The 19,023-nt window shown below is 64.3% G+C and carries 15 protein-coding genes and 2 pseudogenes; 6 read left to right on the forward strand and 11 right to left on the reverse strand.

Annotated features, from left to right (window positions below):
- Positions 1 to 11: 11 nt before the first annotated feature.
- On the forward strand, positions 12 to 791 hold the full coding sequence (locus AC0MAZ_RS10400; protein ID WP_475861019.1) for an RHS repeat-associated core domain-containing protein: 780 nt from the start codon (positions 12 to 14) through the stop codon (positions 789 to 791).
- A 128-nt stretch (positions 792 to 919) separates the two neighbouring features.
- Positions 920 to 1,048 (forward strand): annotated as a pseudogene (locus AC0MAZ_RS10405) (LysR family transcriptional regulator); the annotation flags it as partial.
- Between the two features lie 43 nt (positions 1,049 to 1,091).
- Here the strand turns inward: AC0MAZ_RS10405 and AC0MAZ_RS10410 are convergent.
- The 3 genes from AC0MAZ_RS10410 to AC0MAZ_RS10420 all read right to left on the reverse strand — a co-directional run bounded on the left by AC0MAZ_RS10410 (position 1,092) and on the right by AC0MAZ_RS10420 (position 3,480).
- Entirely contained in the window at positions 1,092 to 2,369 is a 1,278-nt protein-coding gene (locus tag AC0MAZ_RS10410; RefSeq protein WP_203647672.1) for an OmpP1/FadL family transporter, read from the reverse strand.
- Positions 2,370 to 2,514: 145 nt separating this feature from the next.
- Entirely contained in the window at positions 2,515 to 2,997 is a 483-nt protein-coding gene (locus AC0MAZ_RS10415) for a hypothetical protein (protein ID WP_232856723.1), read from the reverse strand.
- A gap of 258 nt (positions 2,998 to 3,255) precedes the next feature.
- A complete protein-coding gene (locus tag AC0MAZ_RS10420; protein ID WP_050704563.1) occupies positions 3,256 to 3,480 on the reverse strand; it encodes a hypothetical protein in 225 nt (74 codons plus the stop codon).
- A gap of 940 nt (positions 3,481 to 4,420) precedes the next feature.
- Between AC0MAZ_RS10420 and AC0MAZ_RS10425 the strand changes: the two genes are divergently transcribed.
- Together AC0MAZ_RS10425 and AC0MAZ_RS10430 are read left to right on the forward strand one after the other, a co-directional pair.
- Positions 4,421 to 4,840: a tetratricopeptide repeat protein gene (locus AC0MAZ_RS10425; RefSeq protein ID WP_203647670.1), complete on the forward strand. Its 420-nt coding sequence runs from the start codon at positions 4,421 to 4,423 to the stop codon at positions 4,838 to 4,840.
- A 329-nt stretch (positions 4,841 to 5,169) separates the two neighbouring features.
- Positions 5,170 to 6,528: a DNA recombination protein RmuC gene (locus AC0MAZ_RS10430; RefSeq protein ID WP_232856738.1), complete on the forward strand. Its 1,359-nt coding sequence runs from the start codon at positions 5,170 to 5,172 to the stop codon at positions 6,526 to 6,528.
- Here AC0MAZ_RS10430 and AC0MAZ_RS10435 read toward each other — a convergent pair.
- Positions 6,500 to 9,976 carry a hybrid sensor histidine kinase/response regulator gene (locus AC0MAZ_RS10435; RefSeq protein WP_475861022.1) on the reverse strand — a complete coding sequence of 1,159 codons (3,477 nt, stop codon included), beginning with the start codon at positions 9,974 to 9,976 and terminating at the stop codon, positions 6,500 to 6,502. The genes AC0MAZ_RS10430 and AC0MAZ_RS10435 overlap by 29 nt on opposite strands.
- Before the next feature lie 199 nt (positions 9,977 to 10,175).
- The gene (locus AC0MAZ_RS10440) at positions 10,176 to 11,357 is read right to left on the reverse strand and encodes an MFS transporter (RefSeq protein ID WP_475861024.1); all 1,182 of its coding nucleotides are present in this window, start codon (positions 11,355 to 11,357) and stop codon (positions 10,176 to 10,178) included.
- Between the two features lie 172 nt (positions 11,358 to 11,529).
- Between AC0MAZ_RS10440 and AC0MAZ_RS10445 the strand changes: the two genes are divergently transcribed.
- Positions 11,530 to 12,669: a TDT family transporter gene (locus tag AC0MAZ_RS10445; RefSeq protein ID WP_475861026.1), complete on the forward strand. Its 1,140-nt coding sequence runs from the start codon at positions 11,530 to 11,532 to the stop codon at positions 12,667 to 12,669.
- A 6-nt stretch (positions 12,670 to 12,675) separates the two neighbouring features.
- On the opposite strand, the gene AC0MAZ_RS10450 is transcribed toward AC0MAZ_RS10445, so the two are convergent.
- Positions 12,676 to 13,245 (reverse strand): LemA family protein, encoded by a 570-nt coding sequence (locus tag AC0MAZ_RS10450; RefSeq protein WP_475861028.1) that lies wholly within the window; start codon positions 13,243 to 13,245, stop codon positions 12,676 to 12,678.
- Between the two features lies 1 nt (position 13,246).
- Complete coding sequence (locus AC0MAZ_RS10455; protein WP_475861029.1) at positions 13,247 to 14,362, reverse strand: hypothetical protein; 1,116 nt, start codon at positions 14,360 to 14,362, stop codon at positions 13,247 to 13,249.
- 270 nt (positions 14,363 to 14,632) lie between these two features.
- On the opposite strand from AC0MAZ_RS10455, the gene AC0MAZ_RS10460 reads away from it, so the two are divergent.
- Entirely contained in the window at positions 14,633 to 16,507 is a 1,875-nt protein-coding gene (locus tag AC0MAZ_RS10460; protein WP_232856725.1) for an MFS transporter, read from the forward strand.
- A 16-nt stretch (positions 16,508 to 16,523) separates the two neighbouring features.
- On the opposite strand, the gene sugE is transcribed toward AC0MAZ_RS10460, so the two are convergent.
- The 4 genes and pseudogenes from sugE to AC0MAZ_RS10480 all read right to left on the reverse strand — a co-directional run bounded on the left by sugE (position 16,524) and on the right by AC0MAZ_RS10480 (position 19,023).
- The gene (gene sugE / locus AC0MAZ_RS10465) at positions 16,524 to 16,841 is read right to left on the reverse strand and encodes a quaternary ammonium compound efflux SMR transporter SugE (RefSeq protein WP_203647663.1); all 318 of its coding nucleotides are present in this window, start codon (positions 16,839 to 16,841) and stop codon (positions 16,524 to 16,526) included.
- A gap of 270 nt (positions 16,842 to 17,111) precedes the next feature.
- A pseudogene (locus tag AC0MAZ_RS10470) lies at positions 17,112 to 17,261 on the reverse strand (HAD family hydrolase); the annotation flags it as partial.
- Between the two features lie 105 nt (positions 17,262 to 17,366).
- Positions 17,367 to 18,020, reverse strand: coding sequence for an HAD family hydrolase (locus AC0MAZ_RS10475; protein ID WP_232856726.1), 654 nt, complete (start codon positions 18,018 to 18,020; stop codon positions 17,367 to 17,369).
- A 13-nt stretch (positions 18,021 to 18,033) separates the two neighbouring features.
- A complete protein-coding gene (locus AC0MAZ_RS10480; protein WP_232856727.1) occupies positions 18,034 to 19,023 on the reverse strand; it encodes an ABC transporter ATP-binding protein in 990 nt (329 codons plus the stop codon).

Below are 19,023 nucleotides of genomic sequence, written 5' to 3' on the forward strand. Positions count from 1 at the left end.
TTGGGTCTGACATGTCGACTACCTATCTTGCAATGTGTGACTGGCAGCAATCGGTGCTTGGTGATGGCCAGGTGGGCAGGCGCTATACACCCTATGGCGCGTTGCCGCAGGTTGCCGGCCCCCGATTGGCCTATTGTGGGATGCCTTGTGAGGTGCTGACGGGTAACTATTCTCCGGGGAATGGGCACCGGACTTATGATCCTTTATTGAAACGATTCCACTCTCCTGATCGGCTGAGTCCGTTTGGAGGTGGCGGTATCAATGCATATGCATATTGCAGTGGGGATCCGATCAATCGCGAGGATCGTAATGGGCGTATTGATGGGTTTATCTTTGCGGCCAAAGCTGCTGCGACGGTTGGTGGAGTGCTGAGTCCGCTGACGCTGGCAGAGGGGGGGGCGGCTATCAATATGACGATCGCGCGAGCAAAGGGGGGAGATAATGCGCCAACAATTTCGCAGATAGCTCTTCAGGTCGGGGTGACTATTTATACAGGAGCCACTGATGTAGTTTCGTTTGCTGTACTTTCCGGCTTCGCGCCTAAATCGGCCTATCCCGGAAAAACTCATGATAAAGGCCAGAAAGGTATAACTGCACGGGGTGTTATCATAATGAATGCTCTAGCGGTTCCTGCGAGGATTGTTGCATTCAAAAATAACAAGAAATACTACCCAGGTTTTGGCGTTTCGGATCGTTCAGGGGAAACAGATAAGCCTATAGAGTTGAAGACGATTCTTCGTGATACGGACATAGAGTCAGCAGCTAACACGAATAATATAGATCGAGGTTAACGGTTCAATTAATTGGTGTTGACGGCTTTTGATTGTTGATTGGTGAGGTCGCATCTCGGTATGGCTGGTATCGCGCGACAATGTTGCTTTGGCCTGGGGAGGTATCTGCTCCTGTGTAAAGACAACGCCAGGCCTATGCCCAGACCGAACTGATAGACGTCTGCCTGGCCGACCGCTTTGCCCTGACGACCAAGGTGCGGGAGTTCATGGATTACCTGCAGCGATGCCTGGGCGAGCAGTGGCGGGTGCAGGCATGAAAAAACCGCCACGAGGGCGGTTTTTTCATGCTGCGGGTGCCACTCAGAAGCGGTAGGTCAGCGAAGCACCAACGCCGTGGGCGCTGTTTTCGTACTTGGCCTGGTAGCTGCCCTTGAGGCCAGCTTCCGTCGCGCTGTGCGGCTGGTTGTTGACCTTGGTGTCTTCTTCCCACAGGTAGGAGTAGGCCACGTCGATGGTCATGTCGTCGGTCGGGCTCCAGCCGGCACCGATGCTGAAGATCTTGCGATCACCAGTAGGGATGCGCGGGGAGCGGTTGGTGTTGTTGGTCGGCGACTGGTCAACCGAGAAACCGGTGCGCAGGACCCACTCCTTGTTCACCTTGTAGGAGGCGCCGATGGCGTGAGCCCAGGTGTCGTGCCAGTTCTGTTCCTCGTTGATGGTCTTGAACTGCCCGGCAGGGCCTGCCGGCACTTCGTTGTTGACCGTGATGTTTTCCAGGCGGCTCCAGCGGGTCCAGGTGCTGCCTGCGTACAGGGTCCACTGGTCGTCCAGTTCGTGGGTGACCGAGAAGTCCACCGACTCGGGGGTCTTGATCTTCAGGGTGGCATCGAACTTGTTGCCGTCCAGGCCGAGCAGCGGGTAGCTGACCTTGGTCTTGCCTTCGAGCTTGTAGTCGACCATCGAGTGGTAGGTCAGGCCGACGCGGGTGCGGTCGGTGGCCTGCACCAGGACACCGATGTTGTAGCCGACGGCGGTGTCGTCGCCCTTGATCTTCACCTCGCCATCAGCCGGACGCAGCGGCGAGATACTGGCCAGGTTCGAACCCAGCTCGCCCTTGATGCGGTTGATGGTCGGGCCGAAGCCGATCGAGACCTTGTCGTTGAACGCATAGCTCACGGTCGGCTGGAAGGTCACGACCTCGACATGGCTCTTCTTGCCCCAGTAGCGCGCGGCATCGTCGCTACCGTAGTCGGTGACCAGGCCGAACGGCACGTAGACGCCGAAACCGACGCTCCAGTGGTCATCGATGGACTTGACGTAGTAACCCATCGGCACGCCGACCACGGGCACCATGTCACCGTCCATTTCCCCCCCTTTGTTACTGCCGCGTCCGGAAATATCGGACTTGGCGATGACCGCGGCACCACCGACGGTCATCTGGTCGCGCTTCAGGCGGGCCATGCCCGCCGGGTTGCCATACACGGTGCTGGCATCTTCGGCAGAAGAAGAACGACCCGCGAAACCTGTCCCCATGCCGCTGACGCTCTGTTCGTTCAGGGCAAAGCCGCTGGCGAGCAATTGGCTGGAAGCGAGGGCAACGGCAATGCCGAGAGAGGTTTTGAGCATAACTTTTTTCATTATTAGAAAACTCCTTGGGATCTCCGGGGCGAAAAGCTACCAACAAATGCCGCGCTGCGCCATAGGCTGAAACACAGGAGATAGAGCGGTTTTGTAGGACAATCCGACCAAAATTCCGTTTATTTCGGTTGTAGGACGTGTTGGCTCAGGAGGCTGGGGTGAGCATTGGCTCGATACAGTGTTGCCAGGCCTGGGTGAAATCCCGCAGGCGTCCCTGGGGCTGGAAGGTCTGCCGCCAGATCCGCGCCAGGCCCAGCAGATCGTCGGCCGCCGGCAACGGCATGGCCTGCTCTTCGATGAGCATCCAGGCGATGGCAGTGGCGTAGCGCAGGTTGACAGTCAGCTCGAGGTGCGGGCCGCCGAGGAAGGCGTGCTGGCTGGCCAGGCCACGTACCAGGCTGGCCAGTTCGGGGTCGCGGGCCAGGTATTCGTCCCACAGGCAGCGGTGACGATTCCCACCGATCCTGTAGAGCCCATGGCCGCGTCGGTCATGCAGGGCGGCCCCCAGCGCAGACTGGCTTGCGGCAACGCCCAGTAACAAAGCTTCTGCGCTGTCGCAGTGACGACCCAGGTAGACCAGGGTCGGCCGGATCACATATCGACTCAACTCGTTCGCAGCGATGCCCATGATGCCCTCTGCTGGATGCCCTCTGCTGGAAAGGGCCGACGGGCGCTGGAGCTTGGCAGCTGGTGAGTGGTCAGGCCCGCCGGAAGCGGCAGGAGCCGCTCGAGTTGAAGTGTAGTGTGATAACTGTGGTGTAAAGGGCTGTTTTTAAATCGATTGCAGCCCGAAGGCGCGGGGCATATGCCCGCTGGCGATTAGGCCAATTGCCTTCAGGCTGGGTTTTGCATGGCGTATTCATGGCGTGAATCACCCGCCATTCGTTCATGCGGTCAGCGACTGGCGGGTGCGCTCGATCACCGCCTGCAGCGGTTCGGCCCGGTTGTATTGTTCCGGGTAGAGGCGCTCGCTGTGGCAGGCGATGCCATGCTCGTCGACCAGGGTGAAGCTGAAGCTGCCCTTGCGAGGGGCAACGATAAGGCACTTCAGTGGGGCGAAGGCCTGGGAAAGGGTGCCAAAGGCAGCCTGGATCTGTTGATGGTTACTCATATTGTTGGATGTTCCTGCGTAAGACACGGTGTTTGATCCGTGCACAATAGAAACGTTCCAGTGACGTCTTTATTAAGGAGACGCAGAACCTGACTGGAACAGGGCAGCCAGAGGGGCGCATGCAATAGGTGGGCGCTGGGCTGACTGGTAGGTACGACAGAAGGCAGGCAGCACACCGACACCAGGGTTCTGGGCGTCGGGGAAGATCCTGATCAATCTGAAACGTGATTCGTGCTGGGCAAGGTCTGCCGAGTGAATCATCGAATGGGCCGGTCCCGATGGGGCAGTGCCTGCTCGTTGTCGAGCGGTGGGCTGCGGGGACTGAGTGGCCAGAATGACTTCAGCTGGGTACTAACAGGGCGCAACCCTACACGAACATTTCGGGGTTGGCAAGCTTTTGGCATTCTGGCGGGAAGCCGATCATTATGTCGTCAATCGCGCCTGCTGTGAAGAGGGGGAAATGCCCCGGCAATCGCCCGGCTGTACCGTTTTCGTGCACCGTGCTGCCGTTTGTTGGTGCACTTGTACACACTCGGCTGAACAGTTGTAACCCTCCTGCAACATCCTGTGGACGGCTCGCCAATGACTTGACTGGGGGCTTAAGTCAATGAAAAAAAACACTAATTTTTGCTGGTGAAAAAATCGACAGTTTGAGCGAAAGCCCCATTTCACAGGGGTTTGCGGGCTGCCTCAAGGGGTTGTCCACCGAGTTATCCACAGGTTCTGTGGATTGTCCCGGGCGCTTGCTCTAGGACGGGCGTGCCAGCTGTTTCATCGATTGTCCGACAATCGGTGGATTGAGGTGGCATGGGCATTTTCCCTGGGAAAACGTCAAGAAAAAATCATGGAAAAAAATGTCGATCAGCCGAAGGTCGCCCGGGCCAGACCACGAAAAATGGAGTAGAGTGGCGCGCCTCTCGAGTCACCCTTGCTGTTGGTCATGAAGCTTCGCGGTAAACACCTCGCCAGTCCTGATGCCTCGCCATCGCTGCCTTCCCCCAAGCGCTTTTCCCTGAAAGTGGCCCTGTGGCTGCTCGACAGCCCACGCCTGGGCGACAAGCCCAGCGTCAAGCACCTGGCCGGGCGCATGCTCAAGCAGCCGGCGCGCCAGGGCGTGGTGGTGGCCCAGAGTCGCCTGGGGCAGATGCTCTGCCGCGATTGCGGCAATGCCCGCGACCGGCGCATCGGCCATGAATTGCTGCGCCAGGCGGCCCGTGCCGGTGATCGGCGGGCCCAGTTGGAATATGGCCGGTTGTGCCAGTCCCAGGAGCCGGAGCAGGCCCGCTACTGGTTGGAGCTGGCGGCGGGGCAGGGCTCGCAGGAGGCGCGGCGGTTGTTGCGCCAGTGGTTCGGTGGTTAGGGGTATCGATCCTCGCGTCCCCCTGTAGGAGCGGCCTTGTGCCGCGAAAGGGCCGCACAGCGGCCCCGGCGATCTTTGCGTCAACACCGAATCCCCGGGGCCGTTGCACGGCCCTTTCGCGGCACAAGGCCGCTACTACAGGGGCACTGACCAGGCAGCCCTGCCACCAGGCTGATAAGCTGCGCAGCATTCGTCAATGTTCGATCGGGGTAAGCATGACAGTGGATCTGACCAGCATTCTGCTGGGCTTGGTGGCGGGCGCCGTGCCCTGCCTGGGCTGGGTCATGCAGGTGCAGCGCGGCCAGGGCGCGCGCAAGGCCGAGCAGGCTTTGCTCGAGGAGCGCCTGAATGCCGCCCAGTTGACCCAGGCCGGCCTGCAGGCGCAGTTGGAGGCCAGCCGCGACGAGGTCAGCGACCTCAGCGAGGCCAACACCGTCAAGCAGACCCAACTGGCCGCCCAGGGCCGTGAACTGGAACTGCTGCAGATCGACCGCGACAACGCCCGTGACGCCGCCCATGCCTGGCACCTCGAGCGCGCCAACCGCGAGGCCGAGCTGCGTCGCCTCGAGGCCCAAACCGCACGCCTGGAGGCCGAGCTGCGTGAACAGCAGGAGAGCCACCAGCAACGCCTCGAGGACCTGCAGGAGGCCCGCGACACCCTGCGCGCGCAGTTCGCCGACCTGGCCACCAAGATCTTCGACGAGCGCGAACAACGCTTCGCCCAGACCAGCCAGCAGCACCTGGGGCAATTGCTCGATCCGCTCAAGGAGCGTATCCAGGCGTTCGAGAAGCGCGTCGAGGAAAGCTACCAGCAGGAGGCCCGCGAACGCTTCTCCCTGGGCAAGGAGCTCGAGCGCCTGCAGCAGCTCAACCTGCGCCTGTCCGACGAGGCCACCAACCTCACCCAGGCGCTCAAGGGCCAGAAGACCCAGGGCAACTGGGGCGAGCTGATCCTGGAGCGGGTGCTGGAGCACGCGGGCCTGGAGAAGGGCCGCGAGTACCAGACCCAGGTCAGCCTGCGCAGCGCCGACGGCGAGCGCTTCCAGCCCGATGTACTGATCATGCTGCCGGGCGACAAGCAGGTGGTGGTGGACGCCAAGGTCAGCCTGACGGCCTACCAGCAGTTCGTCGGCAACAACGACGAAGCCGCGCTCAAGCAGCATGTGCAGTCGTTGCGCAACCACGTCAAGGGCTTGTCGAGCAAGGACTACAACCGCCTCGAGGGCTTGCACAGCCTCGACTTCGTGCTGCTGTTCGTGCCCATCGAGGCGGCCTTCTCGGCGGCGCTGCAGGCCGAGCCCAACCTGTTCCAGGAGGCCTTCGACCGGCAGATCGTGATCGTCAGCCCTACCACCCTGCTCGCTACCCTGCGGGTGATCGACAGCCTGTGGAAGCAGGAACGCCAGGGGCAGAACGCCCGGGAGATCGCCGAGCGCGCCGGCTGGCTGTACGACAAGTTCGTGCTGTTCATCCAGGACCTGGACGAGCTCGGCGCGCGCCTGGCCCAGGTGGACAAGGCCTACGCCGCGGCGCGCAACAAGTTGTGCGAGGGGCGCGGCAACCTGGTCAGCCGCAGCGAGCAGCTCAAGCTGCTCGGTGCCCGGGCCAGCAAGAGCCTGCCCGCCGAGCTGATCGAGCGCGCCCTGGCCGACGAAGCGCTTACTGAACCAGGCTCAGATGCCGATTGAGCAGGGCGCGCAGGGCCGCCGGCTTGACCGGCTTGGCCAGGTAGTCCAGGCCCGCGGCATGCACCAGGGCGATGGTCTCGTTGCGTCCGTCAGCGCTGATCACCACCCCGGGCACCGGCTCGCCCAGGCGCGTCCGTAGCCAGCCCATCAGCCCGGTGCCGGTCTCGCCGTCATCCAGGTGGTAGTCCACCAGCGCCAGGTGCGGGCGCAGACCCTTGCCGAGCAGGGCCTCGCATTCGGCCTGGTTACGCGCCGTCCACACCTGGCAACCCCAACGGCTGAGCAGGCTGTTCATGCCGATCAGGATGCTGTCCTCGTTGTCCACGCACAGCACCTGCAGCCCGGCCAGCGGCTGCCCGGCCTGCTCCACGGGGGCGGGCGTCGCGGGCGCGGGGCTGTGGGCGATGGGCACGCTGACGCGGAACACGCTGCCCTTGCCCGGCCAGGAGCGCACCTCCAGCGAATGCCCGAGCACCCGGCACAGGCCGTCGGCGATCGCCAGGCCCAGGCCCAGGCCTTTCTCGGCGCGGGTCTGGTGGCTGTCCAGGCGCTTGAACTCCTGGAAGATCACCTGCAGCTTGTCGTCGGCGATGCCCGGGCCGCGGTCCCACACCTCCAGCCACAGGCGTTCGCCCTGGCGCCGTGCGCCCAGCAGCAGCGGGCTCTTGCCGTAGCGCAGGGCGTTGGTGAGGAAGTTCTGCAGCACCCGGCGCAGCAGCTTCATGTCGCTGTCCACCCGCAGGCGGCTGCCGCGCAGGCGGAACTCCAGGCCTTTTTCGGCGGCCAGTACCTTGAACTCGGCGCCGAGGGTATCGAACAGCTCGTTGAGGGCGAAGGGTTTGATGTCGGGGGTGACCTTGCCGTTCTCCAGGCGCGAGATGTCGAGCAGGTCGCTGATCAGCTCCTCGGCCGAGCGCAGCGAGCTGTCCATGTGCTGCACCAGCTGCCGGGCCTCGTCGTTCATGGCCTCGGCCTGTTGCGACAAGGCGGCGGAGAACAGCCGGGCGGCGTTGAGCGGTTGCATCAGGTCGTGGCTGACGGCGGCGAGGAAGCGGGTCTTGGACTGGCTGACCGCCTCGGCGCGGCTCTTGGCCTCGGTCAGCGCCTGGTTGAGCTGCGACAGTTCGTGGGTGCGCTCGGCGACGCGCTGCTCCAGGCCCTCGTTGGAGTCGCGCAGGGCTTGCTCGGCCTCGCGGAACGGGGTGATGTCGGTGAAGCTCATGACGAAGCCGCCGCCGGGCATCGGGTTGCCGATCAGCTCGATCACCCGGCCATTGGGGAACAGCCGTTCGGAGGAGTGGGCCCGGCCCTGGCGCATCCAGTGCAGGCGCCGCGCCACATGCACCTGGGCCTCGCCCGGGCCGCACAGGCCGCGCTCGGCGTTGTAGCGGATGATGTCGGCGATCGGCCGGCCGACGCTGATCAGCCCGTCGGGGTAGTTGAACAGCTCCAGGTAACGCCGGTTCCAGGCCACCAGGCGCAGGTTCTGGTCGACCACGCTGATGCCCTGGTTGATGTTCTCGATGGCGCCCTGCAGCAGCGCGCGGTTGAACTGCAGCACCTCGCTGGCTTCGTCGGCGATGCGCACCACGTCCTCGAGCTGCATGTCGCGGCCTTCGATGGCAGCCTTGACCACGGCGCGGGTCGAGGAGGTGCCGAGCACGCCGGCCAGCAGCCGCTCGGTGTGCTCGATCCAGTCGCCGTCGGCGTTCTGGTTGGGGTTGAAACCCTTGCCCTGGCGGTAGGCGAAGCGGATGAAGCTTTGCCGGGCGCGCTCCTCGCCGACGAAGCGCGCGGCAAGCTTGAGCAGGTCGTCGATCTGCACCGCCAGCAGGGGTTTGCTGGAAGGTCGGGCGCTGGTCTGCTGGCCAATGAAGCGCCCGGCCTGCCAGTGCTCGGAAACCCGTGTACGGGAGAGGATCGAGACCCAGGCGAACAGGGTGAAGTTGCCCGCCAGCGACAGCACCACGCCCTGGGTGAGCGGGGTGATCGGCAGGTTGAGCGGGTTGCCGTGCAACCAGGCCAGCCCCGGGAACAACTGCAGCGACCAGCCCAGGCTGTGGGCGGCGATCGGCAGCACCAGGGTGTAGAACCACAGGAAGATGCCGGCGGCCAGGCCGGCGAACACGCCGCGGCGGTTGGCCTGTTTCCAGTACAGCGCGCCGAGCATCGCCGGGGTCAGCTGGGTCACCGCGGCGAAGGCGATCTGGCCGATGGTCGCCAGGCTCGCGGTGGAGCCGAGCAGGCGGTAGCTGACGTAGGCCAGCAGCAGGATGACCACGATGGTCACCCGGCGCACCGAGAGCATCCAGTGGCGGAACACCTCGAACGGCCGCTCGGCGTTGTTGCGTCGCAGCAGCCAGGGCAGCAGCATGTCGTTGGAGACCATGGTCGACAGCGCCACGGCCTCGACGATGACCATGCCGGTGGCCGCCGAGGCGCCGCCGATGAACGCTAGCAGGGCCAGGCTCGGGTGGGCCTCGGCCAGTGGCAGGCTGATCACGAACGAGTCGGAGATCACCGTGCCCGGCAGCAGCATCTGCCCGGCCAGGGCGATGGGCACCACGAACAGCGCGGCCAGGGCCAGGTACAGCGGGAACACCCAGCGCGCCAGGCGCATGTCCTGGGGCTCGATGTTCTCCACCACGGTGACGTGGAACTGCCGCGGCAGGCAGATGATCGCCATCATCGCCACGGCGGTCTGCACCACCATCGACGGCCAGTTGATGGTTTCTTCCCAATAATCGTTCAGGTGCACCGACTGCCGGGCCTGGGTGAACAGGTCGTCGAAGCCGTCATACAGGTTGAACACCACGAAGGCGCCCACGGCGAGGAAGGCCAGCAGCTTGACCAGCGACTCGAAGGCGATCGCCAGGACCATGCCGCGGTGGTGCTCGGTGACGTCCAGGCTGCGGGTGCCGAAGACGATGGCGAACAGCGCCAGCACCAGCGACACCACCAGCGCGGTGTCCTGCACCCGGCTGCCGGTGGCATCGGCGTTGGCACCGATCAACAGGTTCACCCCCAGCACGATGCCCTTGAGCTGCAGGGCGATATACGGCAGCACGCCGACCAGGCAGATCAGCGCCACCACCACCGCCAGGGTCTGCGACTTGCCGTAGCGGGCGGCGATGAAGTCGGCGATCGAGGTGATGTTCTGCTGCTTGCTGATCAGCACCATCTTCTGCAGCACCCAGGGCGCGAAGATCAACAGCAGCACCGGGCCCAGGTAGATGGGCAGGAACGCCCACAATTGTTCGGCGGCCTGGCCGACCGCGCCGAAGAAGGTCCAGCTGGTGCAGTACACCGCCAGCGACAGGCTGTACACCCAGGCACGCAGGCGCGGCGGCAACGGCGTGCTGCGGCGGTCGCCATAGAAGGCGATGGCGAACATGATGGCCATGTAGGCCAGGGCGACCACGGCGATCAGCCCGCTGGACAACGACATGCAAACTCCGGAGCAAAAAATGAAACGCGGTCACGATCAATCAGTCTGGCACGCAGGGCGCGGTTCGTCAGCGCCGACCATGGTCGCAGTGGCAGGACGTCGCAGGGACCATCGCGGGGCAAGTCGCATCGGCGCACCGCCGCTCCCACGAATGTCGAGCTGCCCTTGGGCGTGGGAGCGGGTTTGCCCCGCGATGGCATCACTCAGCTCGGCGCGTCCCCAGCCAGTAGAACACACCGGCCAGTATCACCGACCCGATCAGCAGATAGAACACCGCCACCGGCACCAGGTGCCCGAGCGCGACGCCCACCAGCACCGGCCCCAGTGCCGCGCCCAGGTTGCCCAGGTTCTGTGCGCCGTAATAGATGCCGCGCAGGTGCTCCGGGGCGATGAGGTCGATGAACATGTACTCGGCCGGAATCACGATGATCTCGCCCAGGGTGAACACCAGCATCGCCAGGCACCAGGCCAGCGCCGTGCCGGCCAGGGAAAAACCCAGCAGCCCGGCGACGAACAGGCCCATGCCGGCCATCAGCCAGGGCATCAGCCGGCGCCGGTCGATGCGCTTGCCGATCAGGTACTGCAAGGCGATTACCGTCACCGCGTTGGTGGTCACCAGGTAGCCGACCAGCCGCGCCGCCTCGGCGGGGTTGCGGGTCACCACCAGGTACTGCGACAGGTAGGCGGTGAACTGGCCGAACACCACCGCGCTGAGCACGCCGCCCAGGGTGAAGCATACCAGCCGCCGGTCGCGCAGCAGGCCCAGCGCCACCTGGCCGAAGCCGGCGCCGGGCTGCGGCCGGTCCTGGGGCTGCAGGTCGCGAACGCCCAGGCGCTGGTAAGCCAGGCACATGGCAAGCCCAATGAGTGCCGAGACCACAAAGGGCAGGTGGCCGTCCACCTCGATCAGGGCCACGCCGAGCATCGGCCCCACGGCATAGGCGATGTTGCTCAGGGTGTACTTGATGGCGAACACCTCGGCGCGCTGCTCCACCGGCAACAGGGCGCAGAAGGCGGCCTTGGCGGCGATGTCGACCAGCGCCAGGGCCAGGTTGATCACCACCAGGCAGAGAAAGAACAGGGCGGCCGAGCGACTGGCGATGGCGCCGACGAAGGCCAGGGCGAACACCAGCAGGCTGGCGATCACCAGGGTGTGGTTGCGCACGGTGTCGACCAGGTGCCCGCCATACAGGCTCAGCAGCGAGGCGACGATCAGCGCGCCGCCGACCACCAGGCCGATACGGCCGACTGAAAGCTGGAAGTTGTCGGCCAGGTAGACCACCAGGTAAGGCAGGGTGATCGCCCGCGCCATGGTCAGGGTAAAGGTGGTGAGCAGGAGCAGGCGTACCGGGTTGGGGTAGCGCTTGAGGGCGGTGAGCATCGACAGGTCCTTGTCATTATTGTCATCAGGAAAACCGCGCCAAGCATATTCCAGGGCCTGGGGTTTTAGCTATATCTACAAAACAGATAACAGATAGAGAAATTACCCGTTATATAGATATTCTTCGAAGGCATAAGATGAATCCACCTTACACAAGGCCAGGAGACATCCCATGCCATGCACCCAGACCCGCGCCCCGTCGTGGCGCCCGTTGAGCCATCTGGCCCATCCCCGCGAAGTGATCCGCCAGTTCACCCCCAACTGGTTCGCCGCGACCATGGGCACCGGCGTGCTGGCCCTGGCGTTGCACCAGGTGCAGGTGCCACTGCTGGACGCGCTTGCCGAGGGCCTGTGGTGGCTGACCATTGGCCTGTTCACCCTGTTCTGCGTCTTGTATGGCGCCCGCTGGGTGATGTTCTTCGACGAGGCGCGGCGGATTTTCGCCCATTCCACCGTGTCGATGTTCTTCGGCACCATCCCCATGGGCCTGGCCACCATCCTCAATGGCGCCCTGGTGTTCGGCCTGGCGCGCTGGGGCGAGGCGGTGGTGCCGTGGGTCGAGATGCTCTGGTGGCTGGACGTTGGCCTGGCGCTGCTGTGCGGCGTGGCCATTCCCTACCTGATGTTCACCCGCCAGGAGCACAGCATCGACCAGATGACCGCGGTGTGGCTGCTGCCGGTGGTGGCTGCCGAAGTCGCCGCCGCCAGCGGCGGGCTGCTGGCGCCGCACCTGGTGGATGCGCACCGGCAGTTCCAGGTGGTGATCACCAGCTATGTGATGTGGGCGGTGTCGTTGCCGGTGGCATTCAGCATCCTCACCATCCTCATGCTGCGCATGGCCCTGCATAAACTGCCGCCGGCCAACATGGCCGCCTCCAGCTGGTTGGCGCTGGGCCCGATCGGTACTGGGGCGCTGGGCATGCTGGTGCTCGGCGGCGATGCCCCCGCAGTATTTGCCGCCAATGGCCTGGGTGGCCTCGGCGAGGTGGCCCGTGGGCTGGGGTTGGTGGCCGGTATCGTGCTGTGGGGCGCCGGGTTGTGGTGGTTGCTGACGGCGGTGCTGATCACCTTGCGCTACATGCGCCAGGGCATGCCGTTCAACCTGGGCTGGTGGGGGTTCACCTTCCCGCTGGGGGTGTACTGCCTGGCCACTTTGAAACTGGCGGCCTGGCTGCAGCTCGGCTTCTTCAGCGTTTTCGGCCAGGTGCTGGTAGTGGCGCTGGCGCTGCTCTGGCTGCTGGTGGCCAGCCGCACCTTGCGCGGGGCGTGGCGCGGCGAGCTGTTCGTGTCGCCGTGCATTGCCCAGCGCTGATCGGCCTTACAGGTTGGGTGTGTAGTCGAAGGCGCTGGCGGCTTGGATATCGGTGAACGGGGTGACGGCCACATGCTTGTTCATCACGCTGTTGACCAGGGAGCCTGGGAACATCTGGATGCCGTTGTTGAAGCGCTCCACTTCGCCGTTGAAGATCACGATGGCCGCGCCGACGTTCTGCTGCTGCTCGGCGATTTCACGCATGAGGTTGTTCATCAGCTCCGAGGCCTTGAGCTCGGGGTAGGCCTCGAAGGCCACGCGCAGCCCGCCGAGCAGCGAACGGGTGGCGTCCTCGGCCTTGGCCAGGGTCTTGCCGTCCGCCTCGACAGGCAGCTCGGCAATGGCGCTGCGCAGGCGAGTGATCCCGGCCAGCACGCCTTGTTCATGGTCACGGTACAGGCCGGCCTGCTCTTGCAGCGCATCGAGCACCTTGGTCTTCTGCCGCTCATAGGTCAGCACATCGGCCCAGGCGCGTTTGACCCGGTTATGGTTGCCGACGATGCCGTTGTACAGGCTGATGACGATCAGCGGTACGCCGATCAGCACGGCTAGCAGGATAAGGGCGAAAAGGTCCATGTCAGTGCTCCGTCTGTAGCTGTGCCGGGGTAGGCACGGTGAAGTTGTCATCGTGCTGCTCGGCCAGGGTGTGCACGGCGTCGAGCAGAGCGCTGAGCTGTGGCAGGTGCACGCCGTGGTCGATCAGCAAGCGGAAATCGCTCGCGCGGGTCAGCTCGCAAGTCAGCTTGAAAGCGAGCGGGTTGTCGTTGCTGCTCAGGCACAGTTGCCCGTGCTGCGAGAACTCAAGGTTGGGCGTATCAAGCTGGCGATGCAGGTCGACCAGGTGCAGCACCGTCACCGGCTTGGCGAAGCGGGCGCAGGCCATGGCCGAGCTGCCAGTGAGGCTGAAGGCGCGGTCGAAGTCGCTTGATGCGGTCTTGAAGTGGTGCTCCAGGTCGACCATGGATGAGCGGCCGCCGCTACCGCCACCCAGGGCGATGCCCTGCACCCAAGGGAAGTCGATCACCAGGCTGTAGCGATCGTATTCCTGATAGGAGGTCACGGTTTTCGAGGTTGTGCCGCCCTTGCCATCGGACTCGGTTTCCTGGTGGGTCTGTTTGTCCACGTAATGCAGGTGGTACCAGCGGTAGTTGAAGCTGTGCAGCCGGCCCTGATAGTGGCCCTGCACGGCGCGGCGCAGGAAACGCTTGTGGTTGCCGCGCACATAGTCGCGAAACTCGATTTGCAGGCCCTTGAGCAACTGGCTGTCGGTCACCGGGATTTCCTGCAGGCCGGCGGTGATCAGGCTGGAGCGCTCGGCCAGGTCGTGGGCAAGGTTGGGGATGAGCTTCCTGCGCTGGTAAAGGACGATCAGGCTGAACGCAGCGGCACCGAGCAGGCCGAGCGTGAGGTTGGACGCAAGCTGCGCCTGGCTCTGGCCCAGCAGCTTGGCCAGCGGCGCCAGCAGCGGCTCGTACGCCTGCAAGTAGCCTGCGATGCTGGCAATGGCCAGTGGTCCACAGAGCAGGGCAATCAGCCAGGGCAACCGGTTGTCGAACTGCATGTTGCCGTAAAAGGCGGCCATGGCGTCCACGGCGGCCAGCAGTTGCTGCTTGTTCGTCGCTGTGCGTGCGGTGTGGCTGGCCGCGCGCAGTGTGCGTTTGAGCCGGGCGTTGTGGGTATTCAATTGAATCAATGGCGGGCCTTCATCCCTGTCCAGTTCGACCCCAAGGGGCGCACCTTCCGTGTTGGTGAGGGGCGGCAGTCTGCCAGCTTCGCGGTTGCCGTTCCATCGCATCGAGCGACAGGCGGCAAACTGACAGCCGCTGTTTCTGCCACAGGCGTGGCGCAGCCGAAACCTGTGGAGGAGCAACGGGCTTGCCTTCATCGTCCATTCCCGTGCAGATTTGTGGCTTTATGCGCTGTACGTGCCTCCAATGACAAAGCCCAACCAGGTACACGGACGATGAGTCACCCCTCGCAATTCACCCTGCTCGGCAAGCGGCGCTTCCTGCCGTTCTTCATCACCCAGTCGCTGGGCGCCTTCAACGACAACCTGTTCAAGCAGTCGCTGATCCTGGCGATCCTCTACAAGCTGAGCCTGGAAGGCGACCGCTCGATCTGGGTCAACCTCTGCGCCTTGCTGTTCATCCTGCCGTTCTTCCTGTTCTCGGCACTGGCCGGACAGTTCGGCGAAAAGTTCGCCAAGGACCGGTTGATCCGCGCGATCAAGCTGGCCGAGATCGTCATCATGGCCATCGGCGCGACCGGGTTTGTCACCCATCACCTGGAACTGATGCTGGTGGCGTTGTTCGCCATGGGCACCCACTCGGCGCTGTTCGGCCCGGTGAAGTACTCGATCCTGCCCCAGGCCCTGCGCGAGGAGGAACTGGTGGGCGGCAACGGCCTGGTGGAGATGGGTACCTTCCTGGCGATCCTGGCCGGGACCATCGGCGCCGGGATGCTGATGTCCTCCAGCCAGTACGCGGTGCTGGCTGCCGCCGGGGTGGTGGCCACCGCCGTGCTGGGCTACCTGGCCAGCCGCTGGATCCCCCGCGCCGCCGCCGCCGCGCCGCAAATGAAACTGGACTGGAACATCTTCAAGCAGTCGTGGCTGACCCTGCGCCTGGGCCTGGGCCAGACCCCGGCGGTGTCGCGCTCGATCGTCGGCAACTCGTGGTTCTGGTTCGTCGGCGCCATCTACCTCACGCAGATTCCGGCCTATGCCAAGGACTGGCTGCACGGCGACGAGACCGTGGTCACCCTGGTGCTGACCCTGTTCTCGGTGGGCATCGCCGTCGGCTCGCTGCTGTGCGAGCGCCTGAGCGGGCGCAAGGTGGAGATCGGCCTGGTGCCGTTCGGCTCGTTCGGCCTGACGTTGTTCGGCCTGCTCTGGTGGTGGCATTCGGGCGATGTGCCGGTCGGCGTCGTGCCCCATGACTGGCTGGCGTTGCTGGGCATGAGCCAGGCCTGGTGGATCATGCTGTCGATCGTCGGCCTGGGCATCTTCGGTGGTTTCTACATCGTGCCACTGTATGCGCTGATCCAGGCGCGCACCCCGGAAGACCAGCGGGCCCGGGTGATCGCCGCCAACAACATCCTCAACGCGTTGTTCATGGTGGTCTCGGCGATCATCACCATCGTCCTGCTGAGCCTGGCCAAGCTGAGCATCCCGCAGCTGTTCCTGGTGGTGTCGCTGCTCAATATCGCGGTCAACGCCTACATCTTCCGCATCGTGCCGGAATTCACCATGCGCTTCCTGATCTGGCTGCTCAGCCACTCGATGTACCGGGTCGAGCACCGCGAGCTGCAGCGCATTCCCGACGAGGGCGCGGCGCTGCTGGTGTGCAACCATGTGTCGTTCGTCGATGCGCTGCTGATCGGTGGGGCGATCCGCCGGCCGATCCGTTTCGTCATGTACTACAAGATCTACAACCTGCCGGTGCTCAACTTCGTGTTCCGCACCGCCGGCGCCATTCCCATCGCCGGGCGCGGCGAGGACGAGGCCACCTACGAGCGCGCCTTTGCCCGCATTGCCCAGTACCTGGCCGACGGCGAGTTGGTGTGCATCTTCCCCGAAGGCAAGCTGAGCGCGGACGGTGAGATCGATGTGTTCAAGGGCGGGGTGAACCGCATCCTGCAGGAGACGCCGGTGCCGGTGATTCCGCTGGCGCTGCAGGGGCTGTGGGGCAGTTTCTTCAGTCGCGACCCGAACAAGGGCTTCTTCAAGCGCCTGTGGTCGCGGGTGACCCTGGTGGCTGGCGCCGCCATCCCGGTGGAGGCGGCGCAGCCCGAGGCGCTGCGCGAGCAGGTGAGCCTGCTGCGCGGCGACATGCGCTAAGGGAAAAGGAGGGAGGTCAGCTGGCGCTGACCTTCAGGCCGACCAGGCCGGTGATGATCAGGGCGACACTGGCCAGGCGGATCAGCGCCATGGATTCGCCGAACAGGATGATCCCGGCGATCACCGTGCCGACCGCGCCGACGCCGGTCCAGATGGCATAGGCGGTGCCCAGCGGCAGCTCCTTCATGGCCAGGCCCAACAGGCCAAGGCTGATGACCATGGCACCGACGGTGAGGATGGTGGGCATGGGGCGGGTGAAGCCGTCGGTGTACTTGAGGCCGACAGCCCAGCCAACTTCGAACAGGCCGGCGAACAACAGGATGATCCAGGACATGGTGAGTCTCCATCGATTCAATGATGGGGCCGTCCCCGGTATGTTCACGCACAGCGTCGTGAGGCCGTCCTCACAGTGCGCACTATACTGCACATTTGTGGCGGGAGTGGCAAGTGTGACGGATCAATGGTGCCTGTGCCGGCCTCTTCGCGGGTAAACCCGCTCCCACAGGATCATCACAGCCTTGAAACTGCGCGTTACCTGTGGGAGCGGGTTTACCCGCGAAAGGGCCGGCACAGTCCCTATTAATGTCTGACCGGACCAGGCCGCTCAAGACCAGCTCAGAATCGGCCAGCCATTGGTCTGCGCATGCTCGCGCAGCTCCGCGTCCGGGTTCACCACGTGCGGGTGATCCACCTTCAGCAGCAATGGCCGGTCGTTGCGCGAATCCGAGTAGAAACTCGCCCCCTCCAGGTTCTCCCACAAGATCACCACAGCCTTGAAACTGCGCGATACCTGTGGGAGCGGGTTTACCCGCGAAAGGGCCCGCACAGTCTCTGTCAATGTCTGACCGGACCAGGCCGCTCAAGACCAGCTCAGAATCGGCCAGCCATTGGTCTGCGCATGCTCGCGCAGCACCGAGTCCGGATTCACCACGTGCGGGTGATCGACCTTCAGCAGCAGCGGCAGGTCGTTGCGCGAATCGGAGTAGAAACTCGCCCCCTCCAGGTTCTCCTGTTCCTGGTCCAGCCACTCCAGCAGGCGGGTGATCTTGCCCTCGCGGTAGGTGAGCACGCCGTGGGTCTTGCCGGTATAGACACCGTTGACCGCCTCCAGCTCGATGGCCAGGTATTCGTCCACCCCCAGCCTTGCCGCGATCGGCCCGACCAGGTGGGTGCCGCTGGCCGAAATGATCAGGATCCGGTCACCGCGCTTGCGGTGCTCGGCGATGCAGCGGCAGGCGTCACCGAAAATGATCGGCTCGATCACATCCTCCACCCAGGGCTCGACCAGGTGCTCCACCTCTTCCAGGGTGCGCCCGGCGATGGGCTCCAGGCTGAAGGCCATATAGTCCTCCATCGCCAGGTGGCCCTTGCCGTAGGCTTCCATCAGCTCATGATCGCGCTTGAGGAAAGCCTTGCCGTCGACCCAACCCAGCCGGGCCATCTGCTCGCTCCACAGCGACGCGCAGTCGCCGTGGATCAGGGTTTCGTCAAGATCGAAGATTGCCAGTGCCATGCGTTGTATCTCCTTAGGCCACTTCCCGTAGCGCCGTGGGGTCGATCGACAAGGATACCCGCTGCCCGTCCGCGTGCAGGTCGGCCGCGCAGCGGTTGAGCACGTCCACCACCAGCTCGACGTCGCGCACCCGTACCCGGTAGCGGATGACGTTGCCCAGCAGGCTGTGGCTGCGGATCTCGCCGTCCAGTTCGCCGTTCAGGCCCAGGGTGATGGACTCCGGGCGGATCGCCAGGCGACCGTTGACCGGGCGTTGCAGCAGGCGGCTGGCGCTGTCGGCGTCGAGCAGATTGTAATTGCCGATGAAGCCTGCGGCGAACAGGTCCACGGGCGCGGTGTAGAGGGTCTCGGCATCGCCGCTCTGGACGATGCGGCCCTGGTTCATCAGGACGATGCGGTCCGACATGGTCAGCGCCTCTTCCTGGTCGTGGGTGACGAAGATGGTGGTCAGCCCCAGCTCGCGCTGGATGGCGCGAATCTGTTCGCGCAGGTGCTTGCGGATGCGCGCATCCAGCGCCGACAGCGGTTCGTCGAGCAGCAGTAGGCGCGGGCGGGTGACCAGCGAGCGGGCCAGGGCCACACGCTGGCACTGGCCACCGGACAGCTGGTGCGGGTAGCGCCCGGCGAAGCTGCCGAGTTCGACCAGATCGAGTACTTCGCGCACCCGCGCCTGGCTTTCGTCGGCCTTGACCTTCTGCATGCGCAGGCCGAAGGCGACGTTCTGTTCCACGGTCATGTTGGGGAACAGCGCGTAGCTCTGGAACACCATGCCGATGCCGCGCTTCTGCGGGCTCACTGGCACGATGTCCTGGCCGTCGAGGAGGATTCGCCCGCTGTCCACCGGGGTCAGGCCGGCGATGCAGCGCAGCAGCGTGGACTTGCCGCAGCCCGAAGGGCCGAGCAGGGTGACGAACTCGCCGCGCTCGATCTGGCAGTCGATGTTCTCGAACACCGGGCTGCCGGCGTAGCTCTTTTGCAGTTTCTGTACGCTGACGAAGCTCAT

Source organism: Pseudomonas sp. A (assembly GCF_056270345.1).

Bases quoted from the DNA above. Each gene is read 5' to 3' on its own strand.
- AC0MAZ_RS10420 (WP_050704563.1), bottom strand. From the start codon at position 3,480: ATGAGTAACCATCAACAGATCCAGGCTGCCTTTGGCACCCTTTCCCAG.
- AC0MAZ_RS10425 (WP_203647670.1), top strand. From the start codon at position 4,421: ATGAAGCTTCGCGGTAAACACCTCGCCAGTCCTGATGCCTCGCCATCG.
- AC0MAZ_RS10460 (WP_232856725.1), top strand. From the start codon at position 14,633: ATGAGTCACCCCTCGCAATTCACCCTGCTCGGCAAGCGGCGCTTCCTG.
- AC0MAZ_RS10440 (WP_475861024.1), bottom strand. From the start codon at position 11,357: ATGCTCACCGCCCTCAAGCGCTACCCCAACCCGGTACGCCTGCTCCTG.
- AC0MAZ_RS10415 (WP_232856723.1), bottom strand. From the start codon at position 2,997: ATGGGCATCGCTGCGAACGAGTTGAGTCGATATGTGATCCGGCCGACC.
- AC0MAZ_RS10480 (WP_232856727.1), bottom strand. From the start codon at position 19,023: ATGAGCTTCGTCAGCGTACAGAAACTGCAAAAGAGCTACGCCGGCAGC.
- sugE (WP_203647663.1), bottom strand. From the start codon at position 16,841: ATGTCCTGGATCATCCTGTTGTTCGCCGGCCTGTTCGAAGTTGGCTGG.
- AC0MAZ_RS10445 (WP_475861026.1), top strand. From the start codon at position 11,530: ATGCCATGCACCCAGACCCGCGCCCCGTCGTGGCGCCCGTTGAGCCAT.
- AC0MAZ_RS10435 (WP_475861022.1), bottom strand. From the start codon at position 9,976: ATGTCGTTGTCCAGCGGGCTGATCGCCGTGGTCGCCCTGGCCTACATG.
- AC0MAZ_RS10450 (WP_475861028.1), bottom strand. From the start codon at position 13,245: ATGGACCTTTTCGCCCTTATCCTGCTAGCCGTGCTGATCGGCGTACCG.
- AC0MAZ_RS10475 (WP_232856726.1), bottom strand. From the start codon at position 18,020: ATGGCACTGGCAATCTTCGATCTTGACGAAACCCTGATCCACGGCGAC.
- AC0MAZ_RS10410 (WP_203647672.1), bottom strand. From the start codon at position 2,369: ATGAAAAAAGTTATGCTCAAAACCTCTCTCGGCATTGCCGTTGCCCTC.
- AC0MAZ_RS10400 (WP_475861019.1), top strand. From the start codon at position 12: ATGTCGACTACCTATCTTGCAATGTGTGACTGGCAGCAATCGGTGCTT.